We start from the raw sequence: 20,721 nt of genomic DNA, 5'->3' as shown, positions 1-20,721 counted from the left end.
CCTGTCACTTTATCGGTGACAGGGGCTTTTTTTGTAGCCGGCGGAATTAAAACTGCGATTGCAGGTAATTCTCCAGACCTATCAACTTGATCAGACCCAACTGCTTCTCGAGCCAGTAGGTGTGATCTTCTTCGGTGTCGTTCAGCTGAATACGCAGCATCTCGCGGCTGACGTAGTCCTTGTGCAGCTCGCAGAGCTCGATGCCCTTGCAGAGTGCGGCGCGGACTTTGTATTCCAGGCGCAGGTCCGCGGCAAGCATGTCAGGCACAGTGGCGCCGACATCCAGGTCGTCCGGACGCATGCGTGGCGTGCCTTCGAGCATCAGAATGCGGCGCATCAAGGCGTCTGCGTGCTGCGCTTCTTCTTCCATCTCGTGGTTGATACGTTCGTAGAGCTCGGTGAAACCCCAGTCCTCGTACATCCGCGAATGGATGAAATATTGATCACGCGCCGCAAGCTCGCCGGTCAGCAACGTGTTGAGGTAATCGATTACGTCTGGGTGGCCTTGCATCGCCCTACATCTCCCTGCTTGAAAGTCCGTAGTTTGAACCAAGCCGGCTGCCTGGTCACTTCGTTTGCGCGATAAAAGCGAAGAAATCCTGAGAAATATGGTTTAAATAACGCAAAAACCGCCCAAATAAGGGCGGTTCTGCTTCTCGTTTAGACTTCGTTAAGCTGTACGCCCAACGCCTTTGCGATTGCTTCTCCGTACGCAGGGTCAGCCCTGAAGAAGTGCTGCAGTTGACGATCAACCACGTCACCGGAAACTCCCGCCATGGCGCCGGCAATATTGTTGATCAGCAGGGTTTTCTGCTCATCATTCATCAGGCGGAACAGTGCGCCGGCGTGACTGTAGTAGTCAGTATCTTCGCGATGATCGTAACGATCAGCCGCACCACTGAGCGCCAGCGCCGGCTCTGCATAGCGAGGGGCTTGTTTCGGCGATTCGATGTAGCTGTTCGGCTCGTAGTTAGGTGTCCCACCGCCATTGCTGCCAAACGCCATCGAACCGTCGCGCTGATAGGTGCTTACCGGGCTGCGGGGCGCGTTCACCGGCAATTGCTGGTGGTTGGTGCCAATGCGGTAGCGGTGAGCATCTGCGTAAGCGAACACTCGACCTTGCAGCATGCGGTCAGGTGACAAGCCGACACCCGGGACCATGTTGCTTGGCCCAAACGCCGCTTGCTCGACTTCAGCAAAGTAATTCTGCGGGTTGCGGTTAAGCTCCAGCTCGCCCACCTCGATCAGCGGAAACTCTTTCTGCGACCAGGTTTTGGTCACGTCAAACGGGTTCTCGTAGTGCGCTGCGGCCTGAGCCTCGGTCATGATCTGGATGCACACGCGCCATTTCGGGAAATCACCGCGCTCGATCGCGCCGAACAGATCACGCTGTGCGTAATCTGGATCGGTACCAGCCAGGCGTGCTGCTTCTGCTGGCGCCAGGTTTTTGATCCCTTGCTTGGTCTTGTAGTGCCATTTCACCCAGTGACGTTCACCATTGCCATTGATCAGGCTATAGGTGTGGCTGCCGAAGCCATGCATGTGGCGGTAGCCATCGGGGATGCCACGGTCCGAGAACAAAATGGTGACCTGATGCAACGCCTCAGGTGAGTGCGACCAGAAGTCCCACATCATTTGCGCGCTTTTCAGGTTGCTTTGCGGCAGACGTTTTTGGGTGTGAATGAAGTCCGGGAATTTCAAAGGATCGCGGATGAAGAACACTGGCGTGTTGTTGCCGACGATGTCCCAGTTACCTTCTTCGGTGTAGAACTTCAGCGCGAAACCACGTGGATCGCGCTCGGTATCAGCTGAACCGCGCTCGCCGCCCACAGTGGAAAACCGCAGAAAGGTTGGAGTTTGCTTGCCGACAGATTCAAACAGTTTGGCACTGGTGTACTCGGTGATGTCCCGAGTTACGGTGAACGTGCCGTAAGCACCCGAACCTTTGGCGTGTACGCGGCGCTCAGGGATGTTTTCACGGTTGAAGTGGGCAAGCTTCTCGATCAGGTGAAAGTCGTCGAGCAGTAGCGGGCCACGAGGGCCGGCGGAACGGGAATTCTGGTTATCAGCGACAGGAGCGCCACTGGCGGTGGTAAGCGTTTTACTTTGGCTCATGCGATCTCTTCCTTTGTCAGTCTCGAAACTGCCGGCTAATCGGCTTGGGACGGAGTATTGACCATTGATCAACTAGGCTACAAATTCATTAATCCGCAGAGATCAATAGAAAAATACTAACAAGAAATCCCGTTCGCATCATGACGACATAGACCGCAGGGAAGCTTGTACAAACAGCGCGTTTCTTACAGACACAAAAAACCGGGCACTAGGCCCGGTTCTTCGTTTCAGACTGACGTCTTACTCAGCGGATACAGCTTCACCACCGGCAGGACGATCAACCAACTCGACGTACGCCATAGGCGCGTTGTCGCCAGTGCGGAAACCGCACTTGAGGATGCGCAGGTAGCCACCCTCACGGGTAGCGTAACGCTTGCCCAGGTCGTTGAAGAGCTTACCAACGATAGCTTTCGAACGAGTACGGTCGAAAGCCAGACGACGGTTAGCCAGGCTGTCTGTCTTGGCCAAAGTGATCAGCGGCTCAGCAACGCGACGCAGTTCTTTAGCTTTCGGCAGTGTAGTTTTGATCAGCTCGTGCTCGAACAGCGACACTGCCATGTTTTGAAACATGGCCTTGCGGTGCGAGCTAGTGCGGCTCAGGTGACGACCACTTTTACGATGACGCATGGTTCATTCCTTACCAAACACAACGTTCGGTGATTACGACGATCAGGCAGTCGCCTTGTCGTCCTTCTTAAGACTTGCAGGCGGCCAGTTGTCGAGGCGCATGCCGAGGGACAGACCGCGGGAGGCCAGAACGTCCTTGATTTCAGTCAAGGATTTCTTGCCAAGGTTCGGAGTCTTCAACAGCTCTACTTCGGTACGCTGAATCAGGTCACCGATGTAGTAGATGTTTTCCGCCTTAAGGCAGTTAGCCGAACGTACAGTCAGTTCCAGATCGTCAACCGGGCGAAGCAGGATCGGATCGATCTCGTCTTCCTGCTCGACAACCACTGGCTCACTGTCACCTTTGAGGTCGACGAACGCAGCCAACTGCTGTTGCAGAATGGTTGCAGCGCGGCGAATAGCCTCTTCAGGATCCAGAGTACCGTTGGTTTCCAGATCAATAACCAGCTTGTCCAGGTTAGTACGCTGTTCGACACGGGCGTTTTCCACCACGTATGCGATACGGCGAACCGGGCTGAACGAAGAATCAAGCTGCAAGCGACCGATGCTGCGGCTTTCGTCTTCATCGCTCTGACGCGAGTCTGCCGGTTCATAACCACGACCACGAGCTACGGTGAGCTTCATGTTCAGGGCGCCGTTAGACGCCAGGTTAGCGATTACGTGATCGGGGTTAACGATCTCGACATCATGATCCAGCTGAATATCGGCAGCGGTAACCACCCCCGAACCCTTCTTCGACAAGGTCAGCGTAACTTCGTCACGACCGTGCAGCTTGATAGCCAGACCTTTAAGGTTCAACAGGATTTCAATTACGTCTTCCTGTACGCCTTCGATGGCGCTGTACTCATGGAGTACACCGTCAATCTCGGCCTCGACTACTGCACAGCCGGGCATTGAGGACAACAGGATGCGGCGCAGCGCGTTGCCCAGGGTGTGGCCGAAACCACGCTCGAGAGGCTCGAGAGTGATCTTGGCGCGGGTTGGACTGACAACCTGCACATCAATATGGCGGGGTGTCAGGAACTCATTTACCGAAATCTGCATGGATGCACCTATTTTCTAGCCCTTACTTGGAGTAGAGCTCGACAATCAGGCTTTCGTTGATGTCGGCGGACAGATCACTGCGAGCAGGAACGTTCTTGAAAACGCCCGACTTCTTCTCAGTGTCTACTTCTACCCATTCTACGCGGCCACGTTGGGCACACAGATCGAGAGCTTGGACAATGCGAAGTTGGTTCTTTGCTTTCTCGCGAATCGCGACCACGTCACCAGCACGAACCTGGTACGACGGCACGTTTACGGTCTGACCGTTAACGCTTACGGATTTGTGCGATACCAGCTGACGGGATTCGGCACGAGTAGAGCCAAAACCCATACGGTATACAACGTTGTCCAGACGGCATTCGAGCAGTTGCAACAGGTTTTCGCCAGTTGCACCTTTCTTGCCAGCAGCTTCTTTGTAGTAGCCGCTGAATTGACGCTCGAGAACGCCGTAGATACGACGGACCTTCTGCTTTTCACGCAGTTGGGTGCCGTAATCGGACTGGCGACCGCGGCGTTGGCCGTGGATACCAGGTGCTGCTTCAATGTTGCACTTCGATTCGATCGCGCGCACGCCGCTCTTCAAGAAGAGATCGGTGCCTTCGCGACGAGCGAGTTTGCATTTTGGACCAATGTAACGAGCCATTCTTTACAATCTCCTGGATTACACGCGGCGCTTCTTCGGCGGACGGCACCCGTTGTGCGGGATTGGCGTCACGTCGGTGATGCTGGCGATCTTGTAGCCACAGCCGTTCAAAGCGCGGACTGCAGATTCACGACCTGGACCTGGACCTTTGACGTTGACGTCGAGGTTTTTCAGGCCGTATTCCAGCGCAGCTTGACCAGCACGTTCAGCAGCTACTTGAGCAGCAAACGGGGTGGACTTGCGGGAACCGCGGAAACCCGAACCACCGGAGGTAGCCCAGGAAAGAGCGTTACCTTGACGGTCGGTGATGGTCACGATTGTGTTGTTAAAAGACGCGTGGATGTGGGCGATGCCATCAACCACTGTCTTTTTGACTTTTTTACGAGGACGAGCAGCAGGTTTAGCCATGATTAATTTCCTGTCGATTCGCTGGGGCGATTACTTGCGGATCGGCTTACGCGGACCTTTACGGGTACGCGCGTTAGTCTTGGTACGCTGACCGCGCACTGGAAGACCACGACGATGACGCAGACCGCGATAGCAACCGAGGTCCATCAAACGCTTGATTTTCATGTTGATTTCGCGACGCAGGTCACCTTCAGTGGTGAACTTCGCCACTTCGCCACGCAGCTGTTCAATCTGCTCGTCGCTCAGATCTTTGATCTTTGCGGCTGGGTTTACCCCAGTCACTGCACAGATCTTCTGTGCAGTAGTGCGACCAACACCATAGATGTAGGTCAGCGAGATAACAGTATGCTTGTTATCTGGAATGTTAACGCCTGCAATACGGGCCATTCAGTGGGACTCCAATTGACAGCTACCTACGCCCCGGAAGCCAAGAAATAGGGCGCGAGATAATATCGCTGTAATAACAAATAATCAACCCGGTAGCGCACTAGCTACCGGGCTTGAAGCACAATCACACTCAGCCTTGGCGCTGTTTGTGACGCGGTTCCGCGCTGCAAATTACTCGAACAACACCTTCGCGGCGAATAATTTTGCAGTTGCGGCACAGCTTTTTCACCGATGCACGAACTTTCATCACCAACTCCTCGAACCTTATGGGTACTCAGCGCAACATGCCGCTGCCGTAACCCTTCAGGTTGGCTTTCTTCATCAGGGATTCGTACTGGTGCGAAACGAGGTGCGATTGTACTTGGGACATGAAGTCCATCACAACCACGACGACGATCAGCAACGAGGTCCCGCCAAGGTAGAACGGTACGTTTGCTGCAACCACCAGGAACTGGGGCAGCAAGCACACGGCCGTCATGTAAAGAGCACCGAACATGGTCAAGCGAGTCAGAACGCCATCAATGTAGCGCGCAGACTGCTCACCTGGACGGATGCCCGGAATAAAGGCACCGGACTTCTTCAGGTTTTCCGCTACGTCTTTCGGATTGAACATCAACGCCGTATAGAAGAAGCAGAAGAAAATAATCCCTGCACTAAACAGCAGAATATTCAACGGCTGACCAGGAGCGATCGACTGCGAGATGTCCTGCAACCAGCCCATACCTTCAGACTGGCCGAACCAGGCACCCAACGAAGCCGGGAACAGCAAAATGCTGCTCGCGAAAATGGCCGGAATAACGCCGGCCATGTTCACCTTCAGCGGCAAGTGGCTAGTCTGCGCAGCGAAGACCTTGCGGCCCTGCTGACGCTTGGCGTAGTGAACAGCAATACGACGCTGACCACGCTCAATGAACACCACGAAACCGATAATCGCTACTGCCAGCAAACCGATGGCAACCAGGGCGAAGATGTTGATATCACCCTGACGCGCAGACTCGAAAGACTGCCCGATCGCTCTCGGAAGACCGGCGACGATACCCGAAAAAATCAACATCGAGATACCGTTGCCAACACCACGCTCAGTAATCTGCTCACCCAGCCACATCATGAACATCGCACCAGCCACAAAAGTGGATACCGCGACGAAATGGAAGCCAAAGTCACCAGTGAACGCAACGCCCTGCCCTGCCAGACCAATGGACATGCCAATTGCCTGAACGAGAGCGAGGACGACAGTGCCGTAGCGGGTGTACTGGCTGATCTTGCGACGGCCAGCTTCACCTTCCTTCTTCAACTGCTCCAGTTGCGGGCTCACGGCGGTCATCAGCTGCATGATGATCGATGCCGAAATGTACGGCATGATCCCCAGTGCAAAGATGCTCATCCGTTCCAGCGCGCCGCCGGAAAACATGTTGAACAAGCTAAGAATGGTCCCCTCATTCTGTCGAAACAGGTCCGCGAGTCGGTCCGGGTTGATACCTGGAACCGGGATGTGTGCGCCTATTCGGTAGACGATAATCGCCAGGAACAGAAAACGCAGACGAGCCCAGAGTTCAGACATACCGCCTTTGCCGAGCGCAGAGAGAGCACCTTGCTTAGCCATTTATTCCTCGAACTTGCCGCCAGCTGCTTCGATAGCCGCACGCGCACCTTTGGTGGCGCCGATTCCCTTTCCGATGGTAACAGCGCGAGTAACTTCACCGGACAGCATGATTTTCACACGCTGTACGTTGACGTTGATCACGTTGGCATCTTTCAGGGACTGCACGGTGACGATGTCGCCTTCCACTTTAGCCAGCTCGGACAGACGCACTTCTGCGCGGTCCATGGCCTTCAGGGAAACGAAACCGAATTTCGGCAGGCGACGATGCAGCGGCTGTTGACCGCCTTCAAAGCCTGGAGCAATAGTGCCACCGGAGCGGGAGGACTGACCTTTGTGGCCACGGCCACCGGTCTTGCCCAAACCACTACCGATACCACGGCCCGGACGATGCTTTTCGCGACGGGAACCCGGCGCTGGACTCAGATCATTGAGTTTCATCGATTAACCCTCGACACGCAGCATGTAGTAAGCCTTGTTGATCATCCCGCGATTCTCGGGAGTATCAAGTACTTCTACAGTGTGACCGATGCGACGCAGACCCAAACCCTTAACGCACAGTTTGTGGTTAGGGATGCGGCCGGTCATGCTTTTGATCAGCGTAACTTTAACGGTAGCCATGATCAGAAGATCTCCTTGACGCTTTTGCCACGCTTGGCGGCAATGGATTCAGGAGACTGCATAGCTTTCAAACCTTTGAAAGTGGCGTGAACCACGTTTACCGGGTTAGTCGAGCCGTAGCACTTGGCCAGAACGTTCTGAACGCCAGCAACTTCGAGGACAGCACGCATAGCGCCGCCAGCGATGATACCGGTACCTTCAGAAGCAGGCTGCATGTACACCTTCGAAGCGCCGTGACCGGACTTCATTGCGTACTGCAGAGTGGTGCCGTTCAGGTCAACTTGGATCATGTTGCGGCGAGCAGCTTCCATTGCCTTCTGGATCGCAGCAGGCACTTCACGTGACTTGCCACGGCCGAAGCCAACACGCCCTTTACCATCACCAACCACGGTCAACGCGGTGAAAGTGAAGATACGGCCGCCTTTAACGGTTTTGGCTACGCGGTTAACTTGAACCAGCTTCTCAATGTAGCCTTCGTCGCGCTTTTGGTCGTTATTTGACATAACTTAGAACTCCAGCCCAGCTTCACGAGCAGCATCAGCCAGCGCCTTGACGCGACCATGGTACTTGAAGCCAGAGCGGTCGAAAGCCACCTGCGAGACGCCAGCGGCTTTAGCACGCGTAGCGACCAGCTGGCCAACCTTAGTGGCCGCGTCGATGTTGCCAGTGGCGCCATCACGCAGTTCTTTATCCAAAGTCGAGGCAGATGCCAGAACTTTGTTGCCGTCGGCCGAAATGACCTGGGCGTAGATGTGCTGCGACGAGCGGAACACGCAGAGACGCACGACTTCGAGTTCGTGCATTTTCAGGCGTGCTTTGCGAGCGCGACGCAGTCGAGTAACTTTTTTGTCGGTCATTTGCTATGCCCTACTTCTTCTTGGCTTCTTTACGACGGACGACTTCGTCCGCGTAGCGCACACCTTTGCCTTTGTACGGCTCTGGTGGACGGAAGTCGCGGATCTCGGCGGCCACTTGACCTACCAGCTGCTTATCGATGCCCTTGATCAGGATATCGGTCTGGCTAGGAGTCTCAGCGGTGATGCCTTCCGGCAGTTCATAATCCACTGGGTGCGAGAAGCCAAGAGCCAGGTTCAGCACTGTGCCTTTTGCTTGCGCTTTGTAACCAACACCGACCAGCTGGAGCTTACGCTCGAAGCCTTGGCTTACGCCTTGGACCATGTTGTTTACCAACGCACGAGTGGTACCAGCCATTGCGCGAGTTTGTTGATCGCCATTGCGAGCAGCGAAACGCAGCTCACCAGCTTCTTCAACGATCTCAACGGACGAATGGATGTTCAGTTCGAGAGTGCCCTTGGCACCCTTCACCGAAAGCTGTTGGCCTGCGAATTTTACTTCGACACCGGCTGGCAGCTTAACGGGGTTCTTAGCGACGCGTGACATGCTTATCCCCCCTTAGAACACAGTGCAAAGAACTTCGCCGCCGACACCGGCAGCGCGCGCAGCACGATCCGTCATCACACCTTTGTTGGTGGAGACGATAGACACACCGAGACCGCCACGAACTTTTGGCAGATCATCGACGGACTTGTACTGACGCAGGCCTGGACGGCTAACGCGCTTCACTTCTTCGATGACCGGACGGCCTTCGAAGTACTTCAGCTCGATGGACAGCAGTGGTTTGATTTCGCTGCTGATCTGATAACCCGCAATGTAACCTTCGTCCTTCAGGACTTTGGCAACAGCTACCTTCAAAGTAGAAGATGGCATGCTTACGACGGACTTTTCAGCCATCTGGGCATTACGGATTCGAGTTAGCATGTCCGCTAACGGGTCCTGCATACTCATGGGCTAGACGCTCCTAATACAAAAAAATTAGCCTTGCGGCTACTACTTGTCGCCGAGCTCATCCATGCGAAAAAAGCACGGGCTCAGGCGAGCCGGGTATTCTAGACACACCCCACAAATGAATCAAGCCCCAAAAGGGGCTTGATTCAAGTTCAAGGTCACCGGCGGTCAGGATCTTGCGATCCCGAACACCGAGACTTTGATAGTGCTTACCAGCTGGCTTTAACCAGACCAGGTACGTCACCACGCATTGCAGCTTCACGCAGTTTGTTACGGCCGAGGCCGAACTTGCGGTAAACGCCGTGTGGACGACCGGTCAGGCGGCAGCGGTTACGCATGCGCGAAGCGCTTGCGTCACGTGGCTGCTTCTGCAGAGCTACTGTAGCTTCCCAACGTGCTTCTGGACTTGCGTTCAGATCAACGATGATTGCTTTCAGTGCTGCACGCTTTTTGGCGTACTTGGCAACCGTGAGCTGACGCTTCAGCTCACGGTTTTTCATGCTCATCTTGGCCATTTTCCTACTCCAATCAGTTGCGGAACGGGAATTTGAAAGCACGCAGCAGCGCGCGACCTTCATCATCGTTCTTGGCAGTGGTGGTCAGGGTAATGTCCAGACCGCGGAGAGCATCGATCTTGTCGTAGTCGATTTCCGGGAAGATGATCTGCTCTTTAACGCCCATGCTGTAGTTACCACGACCATCGAAGGACTTGGCATTCAGGCCGCGGAAGTCGCGGACCCGAGGCAGGGAGATCGACAGCAGACGATCCAGGAATTCGTACATACGCTCACGGCGCAGAGTCACTTTGACGCCGATCGGCCAACCTTCACGGACTTTAAAGCCAGCGATGGATTTCCGTGCGTAAGTCACAACGACTTTCTGACCGGTGATCTTTTCCAGATCGGCAACAGCGTGCTCGATGACTTTTTTGTCACCGACCGCTTCGCCCAGACCCATGTTCAGGGTGATTTTGGTAACGCGTGGAACTTCCATCACGTTCGAAAGCTTAAGTTCTTCCTTAAGCTTCGGTGCGATTTCCTTCCAGTAAATCTCTTTTAGTCGTGCCATGGTCTTCTACCTAGCAGTGTTCAAGCATCAACCGCTTTTTGGGTCGACTTGAAGACACGAATTTTCTTGCCGTCTTCTACTTTGAAACCAACGCGATCAGCCTTGTTGGTTTCGCCGTTGAAAATGGCAACGTTGGAAGCGTGCAGTGGCGCTTCTTTCTCGACGATACCGCCTTGTACGCCCGACGCCGGGTTAGGCTTGGTATGACGCTTGACCAGGTTCAGACCACCAACGACCAGACGGTCGTCAGCGAGAACCTTAAGCACCTTACCGCGCTTACCTTTGTCTTTGCCGGCGATCACGATGATCTCGTCGTCACGACGAATCTTTTGCATGTCGGATCTCCTTACAGCACTTCTGGGGCGAGCGAGACGATTTTCATGAACTTCTCAGTACGAAGTTCACGGGTCACTGGCCCAAAGATACGGGTGCCGATCGGCTCTTGCTTGTTGTTCAGAAGAACAGCAGCGTTGCCATCAAAGCGGATAATGGAGCCATCAGCACGACGTACGCCGTGACGAGTGCGGACTACAACAGCAGTCATCACTTGGCCTTTTTTCACTTTACCGCGAGGAATTGCTTCCTTCACGGTAACTTTGATGATGTCACCGATACCAGCGTAACGACGATGGGAGCCACCCAGCACCTTGATGCACATAACGCGGCGAGCGCCGCTGTTATCGGCCACATCGAGCATGGATTGAGTCTGAATCATATAATTTCTCCGACCCCTAGTCCTTAGACTTCCACAGCGCGTTCGAGAACATCAACCAGCGCCCAAGACTTTGTCTTGGCCAAAGGACGAGTTTCACGAATAGTGACTTTGTCGCCGATGTGGCACTGATTGGTTTCGTCGTGCGCGTGCAGCTTAGTCGAACGCTTAACGTATTTACCGTAGATCGGGTGCTTAACGCGACGCTCGATCAGAACGGTGATGGTCTTGTCCATTTTGTCGCTGACAACACGGCCAGTCAGCGTACGGACGGTTTTTTCGGCTTCAGCCATGATTACTTACCTGCCTGCTGTTTGAGCACAGTCTTCACGCGAGCGATGTCACGCTTAACTTGCCGGAGCAGGTGAGACTGCCCCAACTGGCCAGTTGCTTTCTGCATGCGCAGATTGAACTGGTCGCGCAGCAGGCCGAGCAGTTGCTCGTTAAGCTGCGGCGCGTCTTTTTCACGAAGTTCGTTCGCTTTCATCACATCACCGTCCGTTTAACGAAGGCAGTGGCGAGCGGCAGCTTTGCAGCAGCCAAGGCAAAAGCCTCACGCGCCAGCTCTTCAGTAACACCCTCGATTTCATACAGGACTTTGCCTGGCTGAATCTGGGCAACCCAGTACTCCACACTACCCTTACCTTTACCCATCCGAACTTCGAGTGGCTTTTTGGAAATAGGCTTGTCCGGGAATACACGGATCCAGATCTTGCCGCCACGTTTAACGTGACGGGTCAGAGCACGACGCGCTGACTCGATCTGACGAGCGGTGAGACGACCACGAGCTACAGACTTCAGCGCGAACTCGCCGAAGCTGACTTTGCTACCGCGCTGAGCCAGACCACGGTTGTGGCCTGTCATCTGCTTGCGGAACTTCGTACGCTTTGGTTGCAACATTTGGCGTACCCCTTACTTAGCAGCTTTTTTACGAGGCGCTGGTGCTTGTGGTTTCAGTTCTTCTTGGCGACCACCAATTACTTCGCCTTTGAAGATCCAAACCTTTACACCGATCACACCGTAAGTGGTGTGAGCTTCGTAGTTGGCATAGTCGATGTCGGCACGCAGGGTGTGCAGAGGCACACGACCTTCGCGATACCATTCAGTACGTGCGATTTCAGCACCGCCGAGACGACCGCTCACTTGGATTTTGATGCCTTTGGCACCAATGCGCATGGCGTTCTGAACAGCGCGCTTCATAGCGCGACGGAACATTACGCGACGCTCCAGCTGCTGAGCTACGCTCTGCGCAACCAGCATACCGTCGAGTTCCGGCTTACGGATCTCTTCGATATTGATGTGCACAGGCACACCCATTTGCTTGGTCAGGTCCTGACGCAGTTTCTCAACATCTTCACCTTTCTTCCCGATAACGATACCTGGACGAGCGGTGTGGATGGTGATACGTGCAGTCTGAGCCGGACGATGGATATCGATACGGCTTACGGACGCGCTTTTTAGTTTGTCTTGGAGATACTCACGCACCTTCAGATCAGCGAACAAATAGTCCGCATAAGTCCGACCGTCTGCGTACCAGACGGAGGTGTGCTCCTTGACGATTCCCAGGCGAATGCCAATGGGATGTACTTTCTGACCCATCTCTTCGACTCCGTTACTTGTCAGCAACCTTGACAGTGATATGGCAAGACCGCTTGACGATGCGATCAGCACGGCCTTTGGCACGTGGCATGATGCGCTTCAGCGAACGCCCTTCGTTGACGAAAACGGTGCTGACTTTAAGGTCATCAACGTCTGCGCCTTCGTTATGCTCGGCGTTGGCTACGGCCGACTCCAGCACTTTCTTCATGATCTCGGCGGCTTTCTTACTGCTGAAAGCCAACAAGTTGAGCGCTTCGCCCACCTTCTTCCCGCGGATCTGGTCGGCGACCAAGCGGGCTTTCTGGGCGGAGATTCGAGCGCCCGACAACTTAGCGGCTACTTCCATTTCCTAACCCCTTAACGCTTGGCTTTCTTGTCTGCCACGTGCCCACGATAAGTGCGGGTACCGGCGAACTCGCCCAGTTTGTGGCCGACCATGTCTTCGTTAACGAGAACTGGGACGTGTTGACGACCGTTGTGTACTGCGATGGTCAAACCGACCATTTGTGGCAGGATCATCGAACGACGCGACCAGGTTTTCACCGGTTTGCGATCATTCTTTTCCGCCGCCACTTCGATCTTCTTCAGTAGGTGAAGATCGATAAAAGGACCTTTTTTCAGAGAACGTGGCACTGTCGTATCCCTCTATTTACTTGCGACGACGGACGATCATTTTGTCGGTACGCTTATTACCACGAGTCTTCGCGCCCTTAGTCGGGAAGCCCCATGGCGATACCGGATGACGACCACCAGAGGTACGACCTTCACCACCACCATGTGGGTGGTCAACCGGGTTCATGGCAACACCACGAACGGTTGGGCGAACGCCACGCCAGCGTTTGGCACCAGCTTTACCCAGCGAACGCAGGCTGTGCTCGGAGTTCGAGACTTCACCCAGGGTCGCGCGGCATTCAGCCAGCACTTTACGCATCTCACCAGAACGCAGACGCAGGGTCACGTAGACACCTTCACGAGCGATCAGCTGAGCCGAAGCACCAGCGGAACGAGCGATTTGCGCGCCTTTACCTGGCTTCAATTCGATGCCGTGTACGGTGCTACCAACTGGAATGTTACGCAGTTGCAGAGCGTTGCCCGGCTTGATCGGTGCCAGAGCACCTGCGATCAGCTGGTCGCCAGCACTCACGCCTTTAGGGGCGATGATGTAGCGACGCTCACCATCTGCGTACAGCAGCAGAGCGATGTGAGCAGTACGGTTTGGATCGTATTCAATACGCTCGACAGTGGCAGAGATGCCATCTTTGTCGTTGCGACGGAAATCGACCAGACGATAATGCTGCTTATGGCCACCACCGATGTGACGAGTGGTAATACGACCATTGTTGTTACGACCACCAGTCTTCGATTTTTTCTCGAGCAGCGGTGCGTGAGGAGCGCCTTTATGCAGCTCCTGGTTGACCACCTTGACCACAAAACGGCGGCCAGGGGAAGTCGGTTTGCATTTAACGATTGCCATGATGCACCCCTTCCTTACTCAGCACTGCTGCTGAAATCGAGATCTTGGCCTGGCTGAAGGGAGATAACTGCCTTCTTCCAGTCATTACGCTTGCCCAGACCGCGAGCAGTGCGCTTGCTCTTACCCAGAACATTCAGGGTAGTAACACGCTCTACTTTCACGCTGAACAGGCTTTCGACGGCCTTCTTGATTTCCAGCTTGGTTGCGTCAGTTGCAACCTTGAAAACGAACTGGCCTTTCTTGTCAGCCAGAACCGTAGCCTTCTCGGAAACGTGCGGGCCAAGCAGAACTTTAAATACGCGTTCCTGGTTCATCCCAGCAGCTCCTCGAATTTCTTCACGGCCGACACGGTGATCAACACCTTGTCGTATGCGATCAGACTAACTGGATCGGAACCTTGCACGTCACGTACATCAACGTGTGGCAGGTTACGAGCAGCCAGGTACAGGTTCTGATCAACCACTTCAGACACGATCAAGACGTCAGTCAGGCCCATGCCGGTCAGTTTGTTCAGCAGATCTTTGGTCTTCGGTGCATCAACAGCGAAGTCCTGAACAACAACCAGACGATCAGTACGCACCAGCTCAGCAAGGATGGAACGCATTGCTGCGCGATACATCTTCTTGTTCAGCTTCTGGGTGTGATCCTGAGGACGAGCTGCGAAAGTGGTACCGCCGCCACGCCAGATTGGGCTACGGATAGTACCGGCACGAGCACGGCCAGTACCTTTCTGACGCCAAGGGCGCTTACCGCCACCACGTACGTCGGAACGGGTCTTTTGCTGCTTGCTACCTTGACGGCCGCCGGCCATGTAGGCCACGACTGCTTGGTGAACCAGCGTCTCGTTGAATTCGCCGCCAAATGTCAGTTCGGAAACTTCGATCGCTTGAGCGTCATTTACATTTAATTGCATGTCAGCTTCCCCTTAACCGCGAGCCTTGGCTGCTGGACGTACAACCAAGTTGCCGCCAGTAGCGCCAGGAACAGCGCCCTTGACCAACAACAGATTGCGTTCAGCGTCCACGCGCACTACTTCGAGGGACTGCACGGTCACGCGCTCAGCGCCCATATGACCGGACATTTTTTTGCCCTTGAATACACGACCAGGAGTCTGGCACTGGCCGATAGAGCCTGGAACGCGGTGGGACACGGAGTTACCGTGGGTATTATCTTGCCCGCGGAAGTTCCAACGCTTGATCGTACCCTGGAAGCCCTTACCCTTGGACTGACCGGTTACATCAACCAGTTGACCAGCGGCGAAGATTTCAGCGTTGATCAGATCGCCGGCCTGGTACTCGCCTTCTTCAAGACGGAATTCCATTACGGTACGACCAGCGGCAACGTTCGCTTTAGCGAAGTGGCCAGCTTGAGCAGCTGTAACACGCGAAGCACGACGCTCACCTACAGTGACTTGCACTGCACGATAGCCATCGGTCTCTTCAGTTTTGAACTGGGTGACGCGATTCGGTTCGATCTCAATGACCGTGACCGGAATGGAGACACCTTCTTCGGTGAAAATACGGGTCATACCGCATTTACGACCGACTACACCAATAGTCATGTTGTAAACCTCATGAGTGTACGGGGCTTTCACCCGCTATGGCCGCCCATTTCAGAGCGTTACACGACTAAGACCGAGTCTTAGCCGAGGCTGATCTGCACTTCCACACCGGCCGCAAGATCAAGCTTCATAAGAGCATCAACGGTTTTATCCGTTGGCTGGACGATGTCCAGAACGCGCTTATGAGTACGGATCTCGTACTGGTCACGCGCGTCTTTGTTGACGTGCGGGGAGACCAGAACGGTGAACCGCTCTTTACGGGTAGGCAGTGGAATTGGACCACGCACTTGAGCACCAGTACGTTTCGCGGTTTCCACGATTTCCTGGGTGGATTGGTCGATCAGGCGATGGTCAAAAGCCTTCAACCTGATACGGATTTGCTGATTTTGCATTGGATTTCAGACTCCGGCTGCTATTCCCAGCGAGCGCAATACGCCCGTTAAAAGGAGGCGCAATTCTATAGACGGGTTTCTACAGTGTCAACCCAATAAAAAAGCCCCCGCTAGGCGGGGGCTTTTTCAAGTCATCACTTATTAAGCGATGATTTTGGCTACGACGCCAGCGCCGACGGTACGACCGCCTTCACGAATAGCGAAACGCAGACCATCTTCCATTGCGATGGTTTTGATCAGGGTGACAACCATTTTGATGTTGTCGCCTGGCATTACCATTTCAACGCCTTCCGGCAGTTCGCAGTTACCGGTCACGTCAGTGGTCCGGAAGTAGAACTGTGGACGGTAGCCTTTGAAGAACGGAGTGTGGCGACCGCCTTCTTCTTTGCTCAACACGTACACTTCAGCTTCGAAGGTAGTGTGCGGCTTAACCGAACCTGGCTTGACCAGAACCTGGCCACGCTCAACGTCGTCACGCTTGGTGCCGCGCAGCAGCACGCCGCAGTTCTCGCCAGCACGACCTTCGTCGAGCAGCTTACGGAACATTTCAACACCGGTGCAGGTGGTGACGGTAGTGTCACGCAGACCAACGATTTCCAGTGGATCCTGAACCTTGACGATACCGCGCTCGATACGGCCAGTTACAACAGTACCGCGACCGGAGATCGAGAATACGTCTTCGATTGGCATCAGGAACGGCTTGTCGATAACACGAACTGGATCCGGGATGTAGCTGTCCAGAGTTTCTACCAGGCGCTTAACAGCGGTGGTACCCATTTCGTTGTCGTCTTGGCCGTTCAGAGCCATCAGAGCCGAACCGATGATGATCGGAGTGTCGTCACCCGGGAAGTCGTAAGTGCTCAGCAGATCGCGCACTTCCATCTCAACCAGTTCCAGCAGCTCAGCGTCGTCAACCATGTCAGCCTTGTTCAGGAAGACAACGATGTACGGAACGCCAACCTGACGGGACAGCAGGATGTGCTCACGGGTTTGTGGCATCGGACCATCAGCGGCCGAGCAAACCAGGATAGCGCCGTCCATTTGAGCAGCACCGGTGATCATGTTCTTCACATAGTCAGCGTGACCTGGGCAGTCAACGTGAGCGTAGTGACGGATCAGCGAGTTGTATTCAACGTGTGCGGTGTTGATGGTGATACCACGAGCCTTTTCTTCCGGAGCGCTGTCGATTTTGTCGAAAGCAACAACGGCCGAACCGAAAATTTCGGAGCAGACGCGAGTCAGAGCAGCGGTCAGCGTGGTTTTACCGTGGTCGACGTGACCAATGGTGCCAACGTTGACGTGCGGGAGGGTACGGTCAAATTTTTCTTTAGCCACGACAATTAACTCCTAGCCTAAAGGGGCTGAATCAGCCTTGTTTTTTGGTAACGGTTTCGACGATGTGCGACGGAGCCGTATTGTATTTTTTGAATTCCATAGAGTAGCTTGCGCGACCTTGGGACATGGAGCGGACGTCGGTTGCGTAACCGAACATCTCACCCAACGGAACCTCGGCGCGAATCACTTTGCCGGAAACCGTGTCTTCCATACCCAGGATCATGCCGCGACGACGGTTAAGGTCGCCCATCACGTCACCCATATAGTCTTCAGGCGTAACAACCTCTACCGCCATGATCGGCTCAAGCAACTCACCACCACCCTTCTGGGCCAGTTGCTTGGTCGCCATGGAAGCAGCCACCTTAAACGCCATCTCGTTGGAGTCGACGTCGTGGTAGGAACCATCAAACACGGTAGCCTTCAGGCCGATCAGCGGATAGCCGGCAACAACGCCGTTCTTCATCTGCTCTTCGATACCCTTCTGGATAGCCGGGATGTATTCCTTAGGAACCACACCACCTACTACTTCGTTCACGAACTGCAGACCTTCCTGACCTTCGTCAGCAGGAGCAAAACGAATCCAGCAGTGGCCGAACTGACCACGACCGCCGGACTGACGAACGAACTTACCTTCGATTTCACAATTCTTCGTGATGCGCTCACGATAGGAAACCTGAGGCTTACCGATGTTGGCTTCGACGTTGAACTCACGGCGCATCCGGTCAACCAGGATGTCCAGGTGCAACTCGCCCATGCCGGAGATGATCGTTTGACCAGTCTCTTCATCAGTCTTGACGCGGAAAGATGGATCTTCCTGAGCAAGTTTGCCCAGAGCGATACCCATTTTTTCCTGGTCGTCCTTGGTCTTAGGCTCTACGGCAACCGAAATAACCGGTTCCGGGAAGTCCATGCGTACCAGGATGATTGGCTTGTCAGCGTTGCACAAAGTCTCACCAGTGGTGACGTCCTTCATGCCGATCAAGGCCGCGATGTCACCAGCGCGCACTTCCTTGATTTCTTCACGGGCGTTTGCGTGCATTTGCACCATACGACCCACGCGCTCTTTCTTGCCTTTAACCGAGTTGATCACGCCGTCGCCGGAGGCCAACACGCCCGAGTAAACTCGAACGAAGGTCAAGGTACCCACGAATGGGTCGGTAGCGATCTTGAACGCCAGAGCCGAGAACGGCTCGCTGTCGTCTGCGTGACGCTCCATTTCCTGGGTCTCGTCATCAGGGTCAGTACCCTTGATGGCAGGAATGTCGCTTGGAGCAGGCAGGTAGTCGATAACGGCATCGAGAACCAGGGGAACACCCTTGTTCTTGAAGGAAGAACCGCAAACAGCCAGAACGATCTCACCAGCGATAGTACGCTGACGCAGAGCGGCCTTGATTTCCTCGTTGGTGAGTTCTTCACCTTCGAGGTACTTGTTCATCAGCTCTTCGCTGGCTTCGGCCGCAGCCTCAACCATGTTGCCGCGCCACTCGTCAGCCAATTCCTGCAGTTCAGCAGGGATAGGCTTGCGAACTGGAACCATGCCTTTGTCAGCGTCATTCCAGTAAACAGCTTCCATAGCCATCAGATCTATCTGACCCTGGAAGTTGTCTTCGGAACCGATAGCCAGCTGGATTGGCACCGGGGTGTGACCCAGACGCTGTTTGATCTGACCGATCACGCGCAGGAAGTTCGCACCAGCACGGTCCATCTTGTTTACATAAACAAGACGTGGAACGCCGTACTTGTTGGCTTGACGCCATACGGTTTCCGACTGAGGCTCAACACCCGAGGTACCGCAGAACACAACGACCGCGCCGTCGAGAACACGCAGGGAACGCTCAACTTCAATAGTGAAGTCAACGTGGCCCGGGGTGTCGATGACGTTGAAGCGGTATTGGTCTTTGTGCTGCTTCTCGGAACCCTGCCAGAAGGCGGTAATGGCAGCAGAAGTAATGGTAATACCACGCTCCTGCTCCTGAACCATCCAGTCTGTGGTCGCGGCGCCGTCATGCACCTCGCCCATTTTGTGACTTTTGCCAGTGTAAAAAAGGACGCGCTCGGTGGTGGTGGTTTTACCAGCATCCACGTGAGCAACGATACCAATGTTACGGTAGCGATTAATCGGTGTTGTACGAGCCATAAAGCCCTCGCAAAATTAGTGACGCTAAAATTAGAAGCGGTAGTGCGAGAAAGCCTTGTTGGCTTCAGCCATACGGTGCACGTCTTCACGCTTCTTAACTGCAGCACCTTTACCTTCAGCGGCGTCCAACAGTTCGCCAGCCAAACGCAGAGCCATAGACTTCTCGCCGCGCTTGCGGGCGAAGTCTACCAACCAGCGCATTGCCAGGGCGTTACGACGGGACGGACGAACTTCGACCGGAACCTGGTAAGTAGCACCGCCTACACGGCGCGACTTCACTTCGACCAGCGGAGCGATGGCGTCGAGAGCTTTCTCGAAGATTTCCAGGGGGTCGCTGTTCTTGCGTTCTTTAACCTTTTCCAGCGCGCCATAAACGATACGCTCGGCAACGGCTTTCTTGCCGCTTTCCATAACGTGGTTCATGAACTTGGCCAGGATTTGGCTTCCGTATTTTGGATCGTCAAGCACTTCGCGCTTGGCTGCTACGCGTCTTCTTGGCATGGATAAGCCCTCAAACGGTCTTCAGGTTCGCTCGGAATCGGTGCCCTTTCGGGACGCCTCCGACCTTACTCTTATCGACTCAGAAAAATAGAAAATCAGTTTTTACAAAAAGCCACTACTACTTAGGCTTCTTGGTACCGTACTTCGAGCGACCCTGGTTACGACCTTTAACGCCGGAAGTATCCAAAGAACCGCGTACGGTGTGGTAACGAACACCTGGCAAGTCTTTTACACGACCGCCGCGGATCAGTACCACGCTGTGCTCTTGCAGGTTGTGGCCTTCACCGCCGATGTACGAGGAAACCTCGAAACCGTTGGTCAGACGCACACGGCATACTTTACGCAGTGCCGAGTTAGGTTTTTTCGGCGTGGTGGTATACACACGGGTGCATACGCCACGACGTTGCGGGCAGTTCTGCAGCGCAGGCACGTCGGATTTCTCGACGATACGCTTACGCGGCTGACGTACCAGCTGGTTGATAGTTGCCATCTACTAGCTCCACTGTTGTCTTGCGACGCTATTGTCTTGCAAGAAAAGCAAAATGGCAGGAACGAATTCCCGCCAAATTTAGGGGTACAAGAGTCTAAAGAGGATCTTGCCCCCAGTCAAGGCAAGGCCCCGACCTCCCCACTCATCCAACCTCGACAAATTGTCTCGATTCGATGAACGGAATGGCCAGGGCCTTACGCT

34 protein-coding genes are annotated in these 20,721 nt (G+C 54.5%); all 34 read right to left on the bottom strand.

Features of this window, described 5'->3' with window-relative positions; genetic code table 11:
* Positions 1-46: 46 nt before the first annotated feature.
* The gene (gene bfr, locus MO767_RS08345; protein ID WP_282480107.1) at positions 47-511 is read right to left on the bottom strand and encodes a bacterioferritin; all 465 of its coding nucleotides are present in this window, start codon (positions 509-511) and stop codon (positions 47-49) included.
* A gap of 149 nt (positions 512-660) precedes the next feature.
* Positions 661-2,115 (bottom strand): catalase, encoded by a 1,455-nt coding sequence (locus MO767_RS08340; RefSeq protein ID WP_282480106.1) that lies wholly within the window; start codon positions 2,113-2,115, stop codon positions 661-663.
* 240 nt (positions 2,116-2,355) lie between these two features.
* Positions 2,356-2,742 carry a 50S ribosomal protein L17 gene (rplQ, locus tag MO767_RS08335; protein WP_008145500.1) on the bottom strand — a complete coding sequence of 129 codons (387 nt, stop codon included), beginning with the start codon at positions 2,740-2,742 and terminating at the stop codon, positions 2,356-2,358.
* A gap of 42 nt (positions 2,743-2,784) precedes the next feature.
* On the bottom strand, positions 2,785-3,786 hold the full coding sequence (gene rpoA / locus MO767_RS08330; protein WP_003186012.1) for a DNA-directed RNA polymerase subunit alpha: 1,002 nt from the start codon (positions 3,784-3,786) through the stop codon (positions 2,785-2,787).
* A 22-nt stretch (positions 3,787-3,808) separates the two neighbouring features.
* On the bottom strand, positions 3,809-4,429 hold the full coding sequence (gene rpsD, locus MO767_RS08325; RefSeq protein WP_003210056.1) for a 30S ribosomal protein S4: 621 nt from the start codon (positions 4,427-4,429) through the stop codon (positions 3,809-3,811).
* Positions 4,430-4,447: 18 nt separating this feature from the next.
* Positions 4,448-4,837: a 30S ribosomal protein S11 gene (gene rpsK, locus MO767_RS08320; protein ID WP_002555466.1), complete on the bottom strand. Its 390-nt coding sequence runs from the start codon at positions 4,835-4,837 to the stop codon at positions 4,448-4,450.
* Positions 4,838-4,867: 30 nt separating this feature from the next.
* The gene (gene rpsM / locus MO767_RS08315; RefSeq protein WP_003186020.1) at positions 4,868-5,224 is read right to left on the bottom strand and encodes a 30S ribosomal protein S13; all 357 of its coding nucleotides are present in this window, start codon (positions 5,222-5,224) and stop codon (positions 4,868-4,870) included.
* Between the two features lie 130 nt (positions 5,225-5,354).
* Positions 5,355-5,471: a 50S ribosomal protein L36 gene (gene rpmJ / locus MO767_RS08310; RefSeq protein WP_002555468.1), complete on the bottom strand. Its 117-nt coding sequence runs from the start codon at positions 5,469-5,471 to the stop codon at positions 5,355-5,357.
* A 27-nt stretch (positions 5,472-5,498) separates the two neighbouring features.
* Positions 5,499-6,827 carry a preprotein translocase subunit SecY gene (secY, locus tag MO767_RS08305; RefSeq protein WP_003228718.1) on the bottom strand — a complete coding sequence of 443 codons (1,329 nt, stop codon included), beginning with the start codon at positions 6,825-6,827 and terminating at the stop codon, positions 5,499-5,501.
* Positions 6,828-7,265 (bottom strand): 50S ribosomal protein L15, encoded by a 438-nt coding sequence (gene rplO / locus MO767_RS08300; RefSeq protein WP_007896782.1) that lies wholly within the window; start codon positions 7,263-7,265, stop codon positions 6,828-6,830. It abuts the gene before it with no gap.
* Positions 7,266-7,268: 3 nt separating this feature from the next.
* Complete coding sequence (gene rpmD / locus MO767_RS08295) at positions 7,269-7,445, bottom strand: 50S ribosomal protein L30 (RefSeq protein WP_003186033.1); 177 nt, start codon at positions 7,443-7,445, stop codon at positions 7,269-7,271.
* 2 nt (positions 7,446-7,447) lie between these two features.
* Positions 7,448-7,948, bottom strand: coding sequence for a 30S ribosomal protein S5 (gene rpsE / locus MO767_RS08290; protein WP_007943782.1), 501 nt, complete (start codon positions 7,946-7,948; stop codon positions 7,448-7,450).
* A gap of 3 nt (positions 7,949-7,951) precedes the next feature.
* Positions 7,952-8,302 carry a 50S ribosomal protein L18 gene (rplR, locus tag MO767_RS08285; RefSeq protein WP_003186037.1) on the bottom strand — a complete coding sequence of 117 codons (351 nt, stop codon included), beginning with the start codon at positions 8,300-8,302 and terminating at the stop codon, positions 7,952-7,954.
* 10 nt (positions 8,303-8,312) lie between these two features.
* Positions 8,313-8,846 carry a 50S ribosomal protein L6 gene (gene rplF / locus MO767_RS08280; protein ID WP_003176412.1) on the bottom strand — a complete coding sequence of 178 codons (534 nt, stop codon included), beginning with the start codon at positions 8,844-8,846 and terminating at the stop codon, positions 8,313-8,315.
* 12 nt (positions 8,847-8,858) lie between these two features.
* Positions 8,859-9,251 carry a 30S ribosomal protein S8 gene (gene rpsH, locus MO767_RS08275; protein WP_003186040.1) on the bottom strand — a complete coding sequence of 131 codons (393 nt, stop codon included), beginning with the start codon at positions 9,249-9,251 and terminating at the stop codon, positions 8,859-8,861.
* A gap of 209 nt (positions 9,252-9,460) precedes the next feature.
* Positions 9,461-9,766, bottom strand: a complete 306-nt coding sequence (gene rpsN, locus MO767_RS08270) for a 30S ribosomal protein S14 (protein WP_003176414.1) — start codon at positions 9,764-9,766, stop codon at positions 9,461-9,463.
* A 13-nt stretch (positions 9,767-9,779) separates the two neighbouring features.
* On the bottom strand, positions 9,780-10,319 hold the full coding sequence (gene rplE, locus MO767_RS08265; protein WP_003176415.1) for a 50S ribosomal protein L5: 540 nt from the start codon (positions 10,317-10,319) through the stop codon (positions 9,780-9,782).
* A gap of 20 nt (positions 10,320-10,339) precedes the next feature.
* Complete coding sequence (gene rplX / locus MO767_RS08260; RefSeq protein ID WP_033059465.1) at positions 10,340-10,654, bottom strand: 50S ribosomal protein L24; 315 nt, start codon at positions 10,652-10,654, stop codon at positions 10,340-10,342.
* Positions 10,655-10,665: 11 nt separating this feature from the next.
* Positions 10,666-11,034 carry a 50S ribosomal protein L14 gene (rplN, locus tag MO767_RS08255; protein WP_002555479.1) on the bottom strand — a complete coding sequence of 123 codons (369 nt, stop codon included), beginning with the start codon at positions 11,032-11,034 and terminating at the stop codon, positions 10,666-10,668.
* Positions 11,035-11,057: 23 nt separating this feature from the next.
* Positions 11,058-11,324, bottom strand: a complete 267-nt coding sequence (rpsQ, locus tag MO767_RS08250; protein ID WP_003176419.1) for a 30S ribosomal protein S17 — start codon at positions 11,322-11,324, stop codon at positions 11,058-11,060.
* Between the two features lie 2 nt (positions 11,325-11,326).
* A complete protein-coding gene (gene rpmC, locus MO767_RS08245) occupies positions 11,327-11,518 on the bottom strand; it encodes a 50S ribosomal protein L29 (RefSeq protein WP_008030901.1) in 192 nt (63 codons plus the stop codon).
* Positions 11,518-11,931 carry a 50S ribosomal protein L16 gene (gene rplP / locus MO767_RS08240; protein WP_008145497.1) on the bottom strand — a complete coding sequence of 138 codons (414 nt, stop codon included), beginning with the start codon at positions 11,929-11,931 and terminating at the stop codon, positions 11,518-11,520. The genes rpmC and rplP overlap by 1 nt, the downstream gene beginning before the upstream one ends.
* A 12-nt stretch (positions 11,932-11,943) precedes the next feature.
* On the bottom strand, positions 11,944-12,630 hold the full coding sequence (gene rpsC, locus MO767_RS08235) for a 30S ribosomal protein S3 (RefSeq protein WP_003176422.1): 687 nt from the start codon (positions 12,628-12,630) through the stop codon (positions 11,944-11,946).
* A 13-nt stretch (positions 12,631-12,643) separates the two neighbouring features.
* A complete protein-coding gene (gene rplV / locus MO767_RS08230) occupies positions 12,644-12,976 on the bottom strand; it encodes a 50S ribosomal protein L22 (RefSeq protein ID WP_003103908.1) in 333 nt (110 codons plus the stop codon).
* Between the two features lie 11 nt (positions 12,977-12,987).
* Complete coding sequence (rpsS, locus tag MO767_RS08225; RefSeq protein ID WP_002555486.1) at positions 12,988-13,263, bottom strand: 30S ribosomal protein S19; 276 nt, start codon at positions 13,261-13,263, stop codon at positions 12,988-12,990.
* 16 nt (positions 13,264-13,279) lie between these two features.
* On the bottom strand, positions 13,280-14,104 hold the full coding sequence (gene rplB / locus MO767_RS08220; RefSeq protein ID WP_003176423.1) for a 50S ribosomal protein L2: 825 nt from the start codon (positions 14,102-14,104) through the stop codon (positions 13,280-13,282).
* 14 nt (positions 14,105-14,118) lie between these two features.
* Complete coding sequence (rplW, locus tag MO767_RS08215) at positions 14,119-14,418, bottom strand: 50S ribosomal protein L23 (protein ID WP_002555488.1); 300 nt, start codon at positions 14,416-14,418, stop codon at positions 14,119-14,121.
* The gene (rplD, locus tag MO767_RS08210) at positions 14,415-15,017 is read right to left on the bottom strand and encodes a 50S ribosomal protein L4 (RefSeq protein WP_007896707.1); all 603 of its coding nucleotides are present in this window, start codon (positions 15,015-15,017) and stop codon (positions 14,415-14,417) included. Before rplD ends, rplW begins: the two co-directional genes overlap by 4 nt.
* A 12-nt stretch (positions 15,018-15,029) precedes the next feature.
* Positions 15,030-15,665 (bottom strand): 50S ribosomal protein L3, encoded by a 636-nt coding sequence (rplC, locus tag MO767_RS08205; protein WP_003186059.1) that lies wholly within the window; start codon positions 15,663-15,665, stop codon positions 15,030-15,032.
* 80 nt (positions 15,666-15,745) lie between these two features.
* On the bottom strand, positions 15,746-16,057 hold the full coding sequence (rpsJ, locus tag MO767_RS08200; protein WP_003186070.1) for a 30S ribosomal protein S10: 312 nt from the start codon (positions 16,055-16,057) through the stop codon (positions 15,746-15,748).
* Between the two features lie 141 nt (positions 16,058-16,198).
* Complete coding sequence (tuf, locus tag MO767_RS08195) at positions 16,199-17,392, bottom strand: elongation factor Tu (protein WP_046047317.1); 1,194 nt, start codon at positions 17,390-17,392, stop codon at positions 16,199-16,201.
* A gap of 31 nt (positions 17,393-17,423) precedes the next feature.
* The gene (fusA, locus tag MO767_RS08190) at positions 17,424-19,529 is read right to left on the bottom strand and encodes an elongation factor G (protein ID WP_282480105.1); all 2,106 of its coding nucleotides are present in this window, start codon (positions 19,527-19,529) and stop codon (positions 17,424-17,426) included.
* A 30-nt stretch (positions 19,530-19,559) separates the two neighbouring features.
* Entirely contained in the window at positions 19,560-20,030 is a 471-nt protein-coding gene (rpsG, locus tag MO767_RS08185) for a 30S ribosomal protein S7 (protein WP_002555493.1), read from the bottom strand.
* 118 nt (positions 20,031-20,148) lie between these two features.
* The gene (gene rpsL / locus MO767_RS08180) at positions 20,149-20,520 is read right to left on the bottom strand and encodes a 30S ribosomal protein S12 (RefSeq protein ID WP_002555494.1); all 372 of its coding nucleotides are present in this window, start codon (positions 20,518-20,520) and stop codon (positions 20,149-20,151) included.
* Positions 20,521-20,721: the final 201 nt, after the last annotated feature.

This window comes from Pseudomonas sp. UYIF39, assembly GCF_029963765.1.
Classification (GTDB): Bacteria; Pseudomonadota; Gammaproteobacteria; order Pseudomonadales; family Pseudomonadaceae; genus Aquipseudomonas.
Note: the sequence above shows the minus strand (reverse complement) of the source record. Positions and strands in the feature narration are given on the sequence as shown.